General features: G+C 65.2%; 11 protein-coding genes. 10 read left to right on the forward strand and 1 reads right to left on the reverse strand.

What is annotated here, in order from left to right:
• From KEC55_RS02495 to lpxC, 6 genes are all read left to right on the forward strand, one after another.
• Positions 1 to 942, forward strand: a complete 942-nt coding sequence (locus tag KEC55_RS02495; protein ID WP_282506598.1) for a D-alanine--D-alanine ligase — start codon at positions 1 to 3, stop codon at positions 940 to 942.
• A gap of 19 nt (positions 943 to 961) precedes the next feature.
• On the forward strand, positions 962 to 1,714 hold the full coding sequence (locus KEC55_RS02500) for a cell division protein FtsQ/DivIB (RefSeq protein WP_205786305.1): 753 nt from the start codon (positions 962 to 964) through the stop codon (positions 1,712 to 1,714).
• Positions 1,715 to 1,740: 26 nt separating this feature from the next.
• Entirely contained in the window at positions 1,741 to 2,973 is a 1,233-nt protein-coding gene (ftsA, locus tag KEC55_RS02505) for a cell division protein FtsA (RefSeq protein WP_006487138.1), read from the forward strand.
• Positions 2,974 to 3,089: 116 nt separating this feature from the next.
• Positions 3,090 to 4,286, forward strand: coding sequence for a cell division protein FtsZ (gene ftsZ / locus KEC55_RS02510; protein WP_021159911.1), 1,197 nt, complete (start codon positions 3,090 to 3,092; stop codon positions 4,284 to 4,286).
• Between the two features lie 188 nt (positions 4,287 to 4,474).
• Positions 4,475 to 4,981 (forward strand): peroxiredoxin, encoded by a 507-nt coding sequence (locus tag KEC55_RS02515; protein ID WP_282506599.1) that lies wholly within the window; start codon positions 4,475 to 4,477, stop codon positions 4,979 to 4,981.
• Positions 4,982 to 5,221: 240 nt separating this feature from the next.
• Positions 5,222 to 6,139 (forward strand): UDP-3-O-acyl-N-acetylglucosamine deacetylase, encoded by a 918-nt coding sequence (lpxC, locus tag KEC55_RS02520; protein WP_176050935.1) that lies wholly within the window; start codon positions 5,222 to 5,224, stop codon positions 6,137 to 6,139.
• Positions 6,140 to 6,220: 81 nt separating this feature from the next.
• On the opposite strand, the gene KEC55_RS02525 is transcribed toward lpxC, so the two are convergent.
• A complete protein-coding gene (locus KEC55_RS02525; RefSeq protein WP_282506600.1) occupies positions 6,221 to 6,697 on the reverse strand; it encodes a DUF721 domain-containing protein in 477 nt (158 codons plus the stop codon).
• A 256-nt stretch (positions 6,698 to 6,953) separates the two neighbouring features.
• On the opposite strand from KEC55_RS02525, the gene secA reads away from it, so the two are divergent.
• From secA to KEC55_RS02545, 4 genes are all read left to right on the forward strand, one after another.
• On the forward strand, positions 6,954 to 9,752 hold the full coding sequence (gene secA / locus KEC55_RS02530; RefSeq protein ID WP_282506602.1) for a preprotein translocase subunit SecA: 2,799 nt from the start codon (positions 6,954 to 6,956) through the stop codon (positions 9,750 to 9,752).
• 143 nt (positions 9,753 to 9,895) lie between these two features.
• A complete protein-coding gene (gene argJ / locus KEC55_RS02535) occupies positions 9,896 to 11,137 on the forward strand; it encodes a bifunctional glutamate N-acetyltransferase/amino-acid acetyltransferase ArgJ (protein WP_282506604.1) in 1,242 nt (413 codons plus the stop codon).
• A 19-nt stretch (positions 11,138 to 11,156) separates the two neighbouring features.
• Positions 11,157 to 12,026: an ATP-binding protein gene (locus KEC55_RS02540; protein ID WP_282506605.1), complete on the forward strand. Its 870-nt coding sequence runs from the start codon at positions 11,157 to 11,159 to the stop codon at positions 12,024 to 12,026.
• Positions 12,023 to 12,466 carry an NUDIX domain-containing protein gene (locus tag KEC55_RS02545; protein ID WP_039353126.1) on the forward strand — a complete coding sequence of 148 codons (444 nt, stop codon included), beginning with the start codon at positions 12,023 to 12,025 and terminating at the stop codon, positions 12,464 to 12,466. The genes KEC55_RS02540 and KEC55_RS02545 overlap by 4 nt, the downstream gene beginning before the upstream one ends.
• The last annotated feature ends 44 nt before the right edge of the window (positions 12,467 to 12,510 follow it).

Consider the following 12,510-nt stretch of genomic DNA (forward strand, 5'->3'; position numbering starts at 1 on the left):
ATGAGCGGGATCGATCCGAAACGTTTCGGCAAGGTGGCGGTGTTGTTCGGCGGCGAATCCGCCGAGCGCGAGGTGTCGCTGACCTCGGGCCGTCTCGTGCTGCAGGGCCTGCGTGACGCGGGCGTCGATGCGCATCCGTTCGACCCGGCCGAGCGGCCGCTGTCGGCGCTGAAGGACGAAGGCTTCGTGCGCGCGTTCAACGCGCTGCACGGCGGCTACGGCGAGAACGGCCAGATCCAGGGCGCGCTCGATTTCTACGGCATTCGCTACACGGGCAGCGGCGTGCTCGGGTCGGCGCTCGGCCTCGACAAGTTCCGCACGAAGCTCGTGTGGCAGCAGACGGGCGTGCCGACGCCGCCGTTCGAGACGGTGATGCGCGGCGACGACCTGGCCGCGCGCGCGACCGACATCGTTGCGAAGCTCGGCCTGCCGCTGTTCGTGAAGCCGGCGAGCGAAGGCTCGAGCGTCGCGGTGCTGAAGGTGAAGACGGCCGACGCGCTGCCGGCCGCGCTCGAGGAAGCCGCGGCGCACGACAAGATCGTGATCGTCGAGAAGAGCATCGAAGGCGGCGGCGAATACACCGCGTGCATCGCCGGCGATCTCGACCTGCCGCTGATCAAGATCGTGCCGGCGGGCGAGTTCTACGACTACCACGCGAAGTACGTCGCCGACGACACGCAGTACCTGATCCCGTGCGGCCTGCCGGCCGAACAGGAAGCGGAACTGAAGCGCATCGCGCGCCGCGCGTTCGACGTGCTTGGCTGTACCGACTGGGGCCGGGCGGATTTCATGCTCGACGCGGCCGGCAATGCGTATTTCCTGGAAGTGAACACGGCCCCCGGGATGACCGACCACTCGCTGCCGCCGAAGGCCGCGCGCGCGGTCGGCATCAGCTATTCGGAGCTGGTCGTGAAGGTGCTGTCGCTCACGCTCAACGACTGACGCAGGAACGGAACGACGTATGTGGAACAACGTTCGCCAACTCAACCTTGCCGCCAGCGCGCTGTACGCGCTGCTGCTGCTCGTGTTGGCGGCGGCCGGTTGCTACTGGCTGATTCAGCGCCCGACGTTCGCGCTGCGGGAAATCCGGATCGACGGCGATACCGAGCACATCAACTCGCCGACGGTGCGCGCAGGCGTGGTCGGCCGGCTGAAGGGCAATTTCTTCACGGTCGATCTCGATACGGCGCGTGCCGCGTTCGAGCAGATGCCGTGGGTGCGCCACGCGAGCGTGCGCCGCGTGTGGCCGAATGCGCTGGCTGTCACGCTGGAGGAGTACAAACCGCTCGGGACCTGGGGCAGCGATCAGCTGGTGAGCGTCGACGGCGAGCTGTTCACCGCGAACCAGGGCGAGCTGGAGCAGGAGCTGCCGGCGTTCGACGGCCCGGAAGGCAGTGCGAAGGAAGTCGTCACGCGGTATCGCGACTTCGGGAAATGGTTTGCGCCGCTGAAGGCGGCGCCGGAAGAAGTGACGCTGTCGGCGCGGTACGCGTGGACGGTGAAGCTGTCGAACGGCATGCAGGTCGAGCTGGGCAAGGAACGCAACAGCGAATCGCTGCATGACCGAAGCCAGCGTCTGGTCGCGGCCTGGCCGGCGGTCACGGAGCGTTGGGGCAACGACATCGAGTACGCGGACCTGCGTTATCCGAACGGATTCGCGATTCGCGCGGCAGGCATGCGGTTCCTGACCGATACCGACAAGCGCAAGAAGTAACGAGAGATCACACGCAAGAGCACTTTATGAGCAAAGACTACAAGGATCTGCTGGTTTCCCTCGACATCGGCACGTCGAAGGTGGTGGCCATCGTCGCCGAGCTGAAGGGCGAGGGTCACTACGAGGTGATCGGTCTCGGCCAGAGCGAGTCGAAGGGTCTGAAGAAAGGTGTGGTGGTCAACATCGAGGCCACCGTGCAGTCGATCCAGCGCGCGCTCGAGGAAGCCGAGCTGATGGCCGACTGCAAGATCACCAACGTGTTCACGGGGATCGCGGGCAGCCACATCCGCAGCTTCAACTCGAGCGGGATGGTCGCGATCAAGGACAAGGAGGTCACGCAGACGGATGTCGCGCGCGTGATCGAGACCGCGAAGGCGATCAACATCCCGACCGACCAGCAGGTGCTGCACATCCTCACGCAGGAATTCATCATCGACGGCCAGGAAGACGTGCGCGAGCCGATCGGGATGAGCGGTATCCGCCTCGAGGTGAAGGTGCACATCGTGACGGGCGCGGTGAGCGCCGCGCAGAACATCGTCAAGTGCGTGCGCCGTTGCGGGCTGGAAGTGAACGACCTGATCCTGCAGCCGCTCGCGTCGTCGCTGGCCGTGCTGACGGAAGACGAGAAGGATCTCGGCGTGGTGCTGGTCGACATCGGCGGCGGCACGACGGACATCGCGATCTTCGCCGAAGGCGCGATCCGCCATACCGCGGTGATTCCAATCGCCGGCGACCAGATCACGAGCGATATCGCGATGGCGCTGCGCACGCCGACGCCGGATGCGGAAGACATCAAGGTCGGCTACGGGATCGCGAAGCAGGCGCTCGCCGATCCGGACGAAATGGTCGAAGTGCCGGGCCTCGGCGAACGCGGCCCGCGCACGCTGTCGCGCCAGGCGCTCGCGGCCGTGATCGAGCCGCGCGTCGAGGAACTGTTCTCGCTCGTGCAGCAGGTCGTGCGCGAATCGGGTTACGAAGAACTGCTGAGCTCCGGCGTGGTCATTACTGGCGGTGCATCGATGATGCCCGGCATGGTCGAGCTCGGCGAAGACATTTTCCTGAAACCGGTGCGCATCGGCGCGCCGGAATATGCAGGCGGCCTCTCCGACGTCGTGCGCAATCCGCGCTACTCGACGGCGATGGGGCTGCTCGTCGAAGGCAGTGCCCAGCGCATGCGCGGCCGCAAGGTCGCCGTGCAGTCCGGCAACGCGGGGCAGGTGTTCTCGCGGATGAAGGAATGGTTCCTGAGCAACTTCTGACGAACTGAACCGAATTGAAATTCGCGCCGGTGCCGGCGGCTGGCGCGCGACAGGGGGTTGCCCGATCTCCTGCCGAATAACGGCCGATTAGCAGTCATTCTCTTGACGGAGGCAACATGGAATTCGAAATGCTGGAAACCGAGACCAACGGCACCATCATCAAGGTGGTCGGCGTTGGCGGCGCTGGCGGCAATGCCGTCCAGCACATGATCAACCGCGGCGTGCAGGGCGTCGACTTCATCGTGATGAACACGGACGCTCAGGCGCTGTCGCGTTCGCGTGCATCGTCGGTGATCCAGCTTGGCAACACGGGCCTCGGCGCCGGTGCGAAGCCGGAAATGGGTCGTGCGGCAGCGGAAGAAGCGCGTGAGCGCATCGCCGACGCACTGCGCGGCGCGCACATGGTGTTCATCACCGCCGGCATGGGTGGCGGCACGGGCACGGGCGCGGCACCGGTGGTCGCGCAGATCGCGAAGGAGATGGGCATCCTGACGGTTGGTGTCGTCAGCAAGCCGTTCGAGTTCGAAGGTGGCAAGCGCATGCGCGTCGCCGAAGCAGGTTCGCAGCAACTGGAGGATCACGTCGACTCGCTGATCGTCGTTCTGAACGACAAGCTGTTCGACGTGATGGGCGACGACGCCGAGATGGACAAGTGCTTCCAGTGCGCGGACGACGTGTTGAACAACGCGGTCGCAGGCATCGCTGAAATCATCAACGTCGATGGTCTCGTGAACGTCGACTTCGAAGACGTGAAGACGGTGATGGGCGAGCAGGGCAAGGCGATGATGGGCACGGCGACGGTTGCCGGCGTCGATCGCGCACGCCTCGCGGCGGAACAGGCCGTGGCGAGCCCGCTGCTCGAAGGTGTCGATCTGTCGGGCGCGCGCGGCGTGCTGGTCAACATCACGTCGAGCCGTTCGCTGCGCCTGTCGGAAACGCGCGAAGTGATGAACACGATCAAGAGCTACGCGGCGGAAGATGCGACGGTGATCTTCGGTGCGGTGTACGACGACGCAATGGGCGATGCACTGCGCGTGACGGTCGTGGCAACGGGTCTGGGCCGTGCGGCGAAGAAGCAGCAATCGGCACCGATGACGCTGCTGCGCACGGGTACGGACAACCAGCCGGTCAGCGCGGTGTCGCACGGCTATGCACCGGCCCATCACGTCAGCACGGCAGACTACGGCGCGCTGGATACGCCGGCAGTGTGGCGCAATTCGCGCGAAACCGCGGCATCGCACGTGCAGGCGCTGCAGGAGAAGGGGGTCGACACGTACGACATCCCGGCTTTCCTGCGCAAGCAGGCTGACTGACGCAAACACAGGCGAAGCCGCGGCGAAACTGCCGCGGTATCGCCGGCGTGACGGATGCTACGGACCACGACAGGCCGCGTCGACTGCGACGCCGGGCCGGGAAACGTGCCCTCTTCGCTCAAGCGAGGCGGGATGGGCCGTGCTGTCCGCAACACGCTGAAAAACCGTATCGCTATGAGGGACCAGCCATGATTCAAGTGGGCGACGCGCTGCCCGACGCGCAGTTGTTCGAGTTCATCGACGACGCGCGCGACGGGTGCACGCTGGGGCCGAACGCCTACAGCGTGCACGACCAGGTTGCGGGAAAGCGGGTGGTGATCTTCGGATTGCCGGGCGCTTTCACGCCGACCTGCTCGGCGCAGCATGTACCGGGCTACGTCGAACACGCCGAGCAACTGCGCGCGGCGGGTATCGACGAGATCTGGTGCGTGTCCGTCAACGACGCATTCGTGATGGGCGCATGGGGACGTGATCTGCACACCGCGGGCAAGGTGCGCATGATGGCGGACGGCAGCGCGGCTTTCACTCATGCGCTGGGGCTGACGCAGGATTTGTCCGCGCGTGGCATGGGAATTCGTTCCCTGCGCTACGCGATGGTGATTGACGGCGGTGTGGTCAAGACGCTGGCCGTCGAGGCGCCGGGCAAATTCGAAGTGAGCGATGCGGCGAGTGTTCTCGCGACGTTGACGTCCTGATCGTGCGGTGCGCCGTTGCCTGCCGGCAACGCTGCTCACCGGCCTCAGGGCAGTTGTAACACGGGCTGATGACCGGAAACGCCTCCGTTCCGGGCATCGGCCCGTCCCGTATCGGCGCGGGTAAACTGTCGAAACAGATTGATACGCAGTTTCAAACAGCGTTGAATAGGGAATTACGCTATAATCCCGTCTATCGAATATAACTCCTGATTGATGTTTTCAATCACGACGAAGAACACCATGTTGAAGCAGCGCACCATCAAATCCATCGTCAAGACCGTGGGTATCGGTGTCCACTCGGGCCACAAGATCGAGTTGACGCTCCGTCCCGCCGCACCGGGCACGGGCATCGTCTTTTCACGTGTCGACCTGCCCACGCCGGTCGACATTCCCGCGTCGGCGATGTCGATCGGCGACACGCGGCTCGCGTCGGTGTTGCAGAAGGATGGCGTGCGCGTGTCGACCGTCGAGCACCTGATGTCCGCGTGTGCTGGTCTCGGCATCGACAACCTGTACGTCGACGTGACGGCCGAGGAAATCCCGATCATGGACGGCAGCGCGGCTACGTTCGTGTTCCTGATCCAGTCCGCCGGCATCGAGGAGCAGAACGCGCCGAAGCGCTTCATCAAGGTGAAGAAGCCGGTCGAAATCCGGGATGGTGACAAGTTCGCGCGTCTCGATCCGTATTTCGGCTTCAAGCTGAAGTTCTCGATCGATTTCCGTCACCCGGCCGTCGACAAGACGGGCCAGGAGCTCGAAGTCGATTTCGCGACCACGTCGTACGTGCGCGAGATCGCGCGTGCGCGCACGTTCGGCTTCGCGCACGAAGCCGAGATGCTGCGTGAGATCGGCCTGGCGCGCGGCGGCAGCATGGACAACGCGATCGTGCTCGACGAGTACCGCATCCTGAACAACGACGGGCTGCGCTATGACGACGAATTCGTGAAGCACAAGATGCTCGACGCGATCGGCGACCTGTACGTGATCGGTCATCCGCTGCTGGCGTCGTACACCGCGTACAAGTCGGGTCATGGCCTGAACAACGCGTTGCTGCGCGAGCTGCTCGCGCACGAAGATGCGTACGAGATCGTGACGTTCGAGGATCCGCAGGCTGCGCCGAAGGGTTTCGCGTTCGACGCGCAGACGGCCTTCGCGTAACCGGCGTTCAGCACAAGTGACAAAAAAAGCGGCCTTCGGGCCGCTTTTTTGTTGGCCGGCCGCTGCCGGCGAGCGGTGCCGTCAACGCGGCTTTGCGCCGTGCCGGGCGGCCATTCGCGCAAGCGCGTCCTGCAGCGGCGACGGTTCGAGATGATCGGCGAGATCGCGCAACGCGGCGGCGCCGACCGAGGTCATTCGCGCTTGCTTCACGTGCGGCGGCTCCGGCGCGTCCTTCGGCCGCACGCGCACGCGCAGCGTCGATACGGCCCAGCCGCGCTTCTGGAGATCGCCGAGCAGCCGCGGCTCGACTTGCCGCAACCGGGCAGCCAGCGCATTGTGCGCGGCAAAGAGGGTCAGGGTGCCGTCCTTGATAAAGCCCGGTTCGACATGATTCGCGAGGTATTCGGGCAGGAGCGCGGCGAGGTCGCGCTGCAGCGACGCGATCTGCTCGACACCGGCGCGCAGCGCCGTAAATGCGTCGGTGCGGCCGAGCACTTCCGACACGGGTTGCGGGCGATAGGCGGCGAGCGGGCCGAAACGCTTGGAAAATCGGTTCATCGAGGCATTCTTCGGGCGCGCACGCGCGCGGAGGTTGCTGCCGATTGTACCCGCGCCGGCCCGTACCCGGGCGGCTTTCGCCCCGCCAGCCCGGCCGTCGGCGTGTAGTACCCGTCCCGCCGAGACACGGGCGCACGCCTCCCCGCGTGCTAAAATTCGACGTTTGAGTCCACTAATTCGCTAAGCCGCCGAGGCTCGGGCGTCGGGGCGCGCAACACGCGCCGGGCGCCGGTGCTGCGACGCAGGATCCGATCCGATGACAACCGGTTTTCTCCAGAAAATTTTTGGCAGCCGCAACCAGCGGCTCGTCAAGCAATACCAAAAGACCGTCACGACGATCAATGCGCTCGAAACGCAGATCGAGAAGCTGACGGACGACCAGTTGCGCGGCAAGACGGACGAATTCCGCCAGCGGGTCGCGGCCGGCGAGTCGCTCGACAAGCTGTTGCCCGAGGCGTTCGCGGTCTGTCGCGAGGCCAGCCGTCGCGTGCTGAAGATGCGGCACTTCGACGTGCAGATGATCGGCGGCATGGTGCTCCACTACGGCAAGATCGCGGAAATGCGTACCGGCGAAGGCAAGACGCTCGTCGCGACGCTGCCCGTGTACCTGAATGCACTGGCCGGCCGCGGCGTGCACGTCGTGACCGTCAACGATTATCTTGCGCAGCGCGACGCCGAATGGATGGCGCGCCTCTACAACTTCCTCGGTCTGTCGGTCGGCATCAACCTGTCCGGCATGGAGCACGACCAGAAGCAGCAGGCGTATGCCGCGGACATCACGTACGGCACGAACAACGAGTTCGGCTTCGACTACCTGCGCGACAACATGGTCTACGAGACCGACGCGCGCGTGCAGCGGGCCCTGAACTTTGCGGTCGTTGACGAAGTGGACTCGATCCTGATCGACGAAGCGCGTACGCCGCTGATCATTTCGGGCCAGGCCGAGGATCACACCGAGCTGTACGTGCGGATGAACGCACTGCCGCCGCTGCTCGAGCGCCAGATCGGCGAAGAGAAGGCCGACGGCACGGGCGTCGAGAAGCCGGGCGACTATACGCTCGATGAAAAGGCGCGCCAGGTGTTCCTGACGGAATCGGGCCACGAGAAGGCCGAGCGCCTGCTCGCCGAATGGGGCCTGATCGGCGAGGGCGAGAGCCTGTACGCGCCGCAGAACATCACGCTGATGCACCACGTGTACGCGGCGCTGCGTGCACACACGCTGTTCCACAAGGATCAGCACTACGTCGTGCAGAACGGCGAAGTGGTCATCGTCGACGAATTCACGGGCCGCCTGATGGCCGGCCGCCGCTGGTCCGACGGCCTGCACCAGGCCGTCGAGGCGAAGGAACACGTGAAGATTCAGAGCGAGAACCAGACGCTCGCCTCGATCACGTTCCAGAACTACTTCCGGATGTACGCGAAGCTGGCCGGCATGACCGGTACCGCGGACACCGAGGCATACGAATTCAACGAGATCTACGGTCTCGAGACGGTCGTGATTCCGACCAACCGTCCGCCGAAGCGGATCGACAAGCAGGACCAGATCTACAAGACGGCCAAGGAGCGCTACGACGCGGTGATTCGCGACATCCGCGACTGCTACGAGCGCGGCCAGCCGGTGCTGGTCGGCACGACGTCGATCGAGAACTCCGAGCTGCTGTCGCACCTGCTGAAGCAGGCCGGGCTGCCGCACGAAGTGCTGAACGCGAAGCAGCACGAGCGTGAAGCGGCGATCGTCGCGGAAGCCGGCCGTCCGAACCGCGTGACGATCGCGACCAACATGGCCGGTCGCGGTACCGACATCGTGCTCGGCGGCAATGCCGAGAAGCAGGCTGCATTCATCGAGGCCGACGACGCGATCCCGGCCGACGAAAAGGCACGCCGCATCCAGCAACTGCACGACGAGTGGGAAACGCTGCACGAGCAGGTGAAGGCCGCGGGCGGCCTGCACATCATCGGCACCGAGCGCCACGAATCGCGCCGGATCGACAACCAGCTGCGCGGCCGTGCGGGCCGTCAGGGCGATCCGGGCTCGTCGCGCTTCTACCTGTCGCTCGACGATCCGTTGCTGCGCATCTTCGCGGGCGACCGCGTGCGCTCGATCATGGATCGCCTGAAGATGCCGGAAGGCGAGGCGATCGAGGCCGGCATCGTCACGCGGTCGATCGAATCCGCGCAGCGCAAGGTCGAAGCGCGCAACTTCGACATCCGCAAGCAGCTGCTCGAATACGACGACGTGTCGAACGACCAGCGCAAGGTGATCTACCAGCAGCGCAACGAACTGCTCGAAGCGCACGACATCACCGAGACGATCACCGCGATGCGTCATGGCGTGGTCACTGAAGTCGTTCGCCAGTTCGTACCGGAAGGCAGCATCGAAGAGCAGTGGGACGTGCCCGAGCTCGAGGAAGCGCTGCGCAACGACTGGCAGCTCGACCTCGCGATTCAGGAAATGGTGAACGAGTCGTCGTCGATCACGGCCGAGGAAATTCTCGACGCCGTGATGACGGCCGCCGACGAGCAGTACGAGAGCAAGGTCGCGATGGTCGGCCGCGAATCGTTCAGCGCGTTCGAACGCTCGGTGATGCTGCAAACGGTCGACCGCCTGTGGCGCGAACACCTCGCAGCGCTCGACCACTTGCGCCAGGGCATCCACCTGCGCGGCTATGCGCAGAAGAATCCGAAGCAGGAATACAAGCGCGAAGCGTTCGAACTGTTCGCCGCGATGCTCGAGGCGATCAAGCAGGAAGTCACGCGCGTCGTGATGAACGTGCAGATCCAGTCGCCGGAACAGCTCGAGGAAGCCGCCGAGCAGATCGAGGAGCGCGCCGGTCATCTCGAGAATGTCGAGTACCAGCACGCCGACTACGCGGAAGCCGGTGCGCCGGTGGCGAACGTCGCGGCTGCCGCGGCGGCCACCGCTACGGCCGACATGGTCGGCAGCGCGATGACGCACAGCGGCCCCGGCGGCGAAATGCCGAAGGTCGGCCGCAACGACCCGTGCCCGTGTGGCAGCGGCAAGAAGTACAAGCAATGTCACGGGAAGCTGTCATGATCGACGGCGGCGCGCGTCACGCGTGCCGCTTCGTTCCAGCTTCGAGTAACTGATGTGAGTTGCGGCGGCCCGCGCGTGCGGCCGCCGGTTCTTCCAATCGATGCCGGCGCATGCCGGCATTTTCCATCCGGCAGGTGTGCCCCATGGCTGTCAATTTTCCGTCGATCGATCCCGCCCAACTGCATCCCGTCGCCGGCGTCACGCTCGGCTGGGCGGAAGCGAATATCCGCAAGCCGAATCGCAAGGACGTGCTGGTCATCTCCGTCGACGAAAGCGCGACGGTCGCGGGCGTGTTCACCGAAAACCGTTTCTGCGCCGCGCCGGTCACCGTTTGCCGCGAGCATCTGGCGAAGGTGCGCGCGGGCGGTGCGGGCATCCGCGCGCTCGTCGTGAATACAGGCAATGCGAACGCCGGCACCGGCGAGCCGGGCCTCGTGAACGCCCGTGAAACCTGCACGGAACTTGCCCGTCTCGCGGGCATCGAGCCGGCGCAGGTGCTGCCGTTCTCGACCGGCGTGATCCTCGAGCCGCTGCCGATCGATCGCCTGAAGGCCGGCCTGCCGGCCGCGCTCGCGAACCGCAAGGCCACGAACTGGTTCGACGCCGCGCAGGCGATCATGACGACCGACACGCTGCCGAAGGCCACGTCGCGCCAGGTGGCGATCGACGGCCATACGGTCACGCTGACGGGCATCAGCAAGGGCGCGGGCATGATCAAGCCGAACATGGCGACGATGCTCGGTTTCCTCGCATTCGACGCGAACGTCGCGCAGCCGGTGCTCGACACGCTCGTGAAGGAAGTCGCCGATCGCTCGTTCAACTGCATCACGATCGACGGCGATACGTCGACGAACGACTCGTTCATCCTGATCGCATCGGGCAAGAGCACGCTGCCGGCCATCACGTCGACCGATTCGCCGGCCTACGCGGCGCTGCGCGATGCGGTGACGGAAGTCGCGCAGGTGCTGTCGCAACTGATCGTGCGCGACGGCGAAGGCGCGACGAAATTCATGACGGTGCAGGTCGAGGGCGGCAAGAACGTCGCCGAATGCCGCCAGATCGCCTATGCGATCGGCCATTCGCCGCTCGTGAAGACGGCCTTCTACGCATCCGACCCCAACCTTGGCCGGATTCTCGCGGCGATCGGCTACGCGGGCGTCGCGGATCTCGACGTCGGCAAGATCGACCTCTATCTCGACGACGTGCTCGTCGCGAAGGCAGGCGGCCGTAACCCGGCCTACCAGGAAGAGGACGGCCAGCGCGTGATGAAGCAGAGCGAAATCACGATCCGCGTGCTGCTCGGCCGTGGCGACGCGCAGGCCACCGTCTGGACGTGCGACCTGTCGCACGATTACGTGAGCATCAACGCGGATTACCGCTCCTGATCGGGAGCGTTCGAACGACATGGACAAGCTTGAACAGTTTCTGACGCGCGCCGAAGCGCTGCTCGCCCGCCTCGAGGGGGTGCTGCCGCCCGCGCCGGCGGCCGTCGACTGGAACGCCGCCCACGCATTCCGCTGGCGCAAGCGCCAGGGGCGCGGTTACCTGCAGCCGGTGCCGGCCGTGTCGTCGATCACGCTCGACGATCTGCACAACATCGATCGCCAGAAAGGGTTGATCGAGCAGAACACGCGGCAGTTCGTGCAGCAGAAGCCAGCCAACAACGTGCTGCTGACCGGCGCACGCGGTACCGGCAAGTCGTCGCTGATCAAGGCGTGCCTGAACGCGTATGCGCAGGACGGGCTGCGCCTGATCGAAGTCGACAAGGACGACCTGCACGATCTCGGCGACATTGTCGACCTGATCTCGCAGCGTCCCGAGCGGTTCATCGTGTTCTGCGACGACCTGTCGTTCGAGGAAGGCGAATCGGGCTACAAGGCGCTGAAGGTTGCGCTCGACGGCTCGATCGCCGCGCAGTCGGACAACGTGCTGATCTACGCGACGTCGAACCGCCGCCATCTGCTGCCCGAGTACATGAGCGACAACGAGTCGTACAAGCATCTCCCGGATGGCGAGATTCACCCCGGCGAAGTCGTCGAGGAAAAGATCTCGCTGTCGGAGCGCTTCGGCCTGTGGGTCAGCTTCTATCCGTTCAAGCAGGACGACTATCTCGACATCGTCGCGCACTGGCTGCGCCACTTCGGCTGCCCGGACGCGGAGATCGAGTCCGCGCGCGGTGATGCGCTCGTGTGGGCGCTCGAGCGCGGTTCGCGGTCGGGGCGCGTCGCATGGCAGTTCGCGCGTGACTGGTCGGGCCGCAAGGAGCAGGCATGAGCGCGGATCTCGCACAAGGCGCCGTGCGCGCACCGGATGGCCGCAAGGTGACGGAAGTCGCGGTCGGCGTGATGGTCCAGCCGGACGGTAGCTACCTGCTCGCGCAGCGGCTGCAGGGCAAGCCGTATGAAGGTTACTGGGAGTTTCCGGGCGGCAAGCTGGAGGCCGGCGAAAGCGTCGAGGACGCGCTCGCGCGCGAACTCCATGAAGAGCTCGGCATCGAGGTCACTGCCAGCCATCGCTGGCACACGCTCGAGCACGACTATCCCCATGCCTACGTGCGGCTTTATTTCTGCAAGGTGACGGGCTGGACGGGCGAGCCGCACAGCAAGGAAGGGCAGGCGTTCGTATGGCAGCAACTGCCGGTCGCCGTTGCGCCGCTGTTGCCGGCGGCGCTGCCGGTGCTCGAACTGCTCGAGAAGGAAGCAGCGTCGAACTGACGCCGTGACGGCCTGCCGGAAAGGCGGGCCATATCGCCGGCGGG

The sequence above is a fragment of the Burkholderia cepacia genome (assembly GCF_029962485.1).
Classification (GTDB): Bacteria; Pseudomonadota; Gammaproteobacteria; order Burkholderiales; family Burkholderiaceae; genus Burkholderia.

Coding starts and splice junctions, on each gene's coding strand:
- lpxC (WP_176050935.1), top strand. CDS start 5,222: ATGTTGAAGCAGCGCACCATCAAATCCATCGTCAAGACCGTGGGTATC.
- KEC55_RS02515 (WP_282506599.1), top strand. CDS start 4,475: ATGATTCAAGTGGGCGACGCGCTGCCCGACGCGCAGTTGTTCGAGTTC.
- secA (WP_282506602.1), top strand. CDS start 6,954: ATGACAACCGGTTTTCTCCAGAAAATTTTTGGCAGCCGCAACCAGCGG.
- KEC55_RS02540 (WP_282506605.1), top strand. CDS start 11,157: ATGGACAAGCTTGAACAGTTTCTGACGCGCGCCGAAGCGCTGCTCGCC.
- KEC55_RS02495 (WP_282506598.1), top strand. CDS start 1: ATGAGCGGGATCGATCCGAAACGTTTCGGCAAGGTGGCGGTGTTGTTC.
- KEC55_RS02500 (WP_205786305.1), top strand. CDS start 962: ATGTGGAACAACGTTCGCCAACTCAACCTTGCCGCCAGCGCGCTGTAC.
- KEC55_RS02545 (WP_039353126.1), top strand. CDS start 12,023: ATGAGCGCGGATCTCGCACAAGGCGCCGTGCGCGCACCGGATGGCCGC.
- ftsZ (WP_021159911.1), top strand. CDS start 3,090: ATGGAATTCGAAATGCTGGAAACCGAGACCAACGGCACCATCATCAAG.
- argJ (WP_282506604.1), top strand. CDS start 9,896: ATGGCTGTCAATTTTCCGTCGATCGATCCCGCCCAACTGCATCCCGTC.
- ftsA (WP_006487138.1), top strand. CDS start 1,741: ATGAGCAAAGACTACAAGGATCTGCTGGTTTCCCTCGACATCGGCACG.
- KEC55_RS02525 (WP_282506600.1), bottom strand. CDS start 6,697: ATGAACCGATTTTCCAAGCGTTTCGGCCCGCTCGCCGCCTATCGCCCG.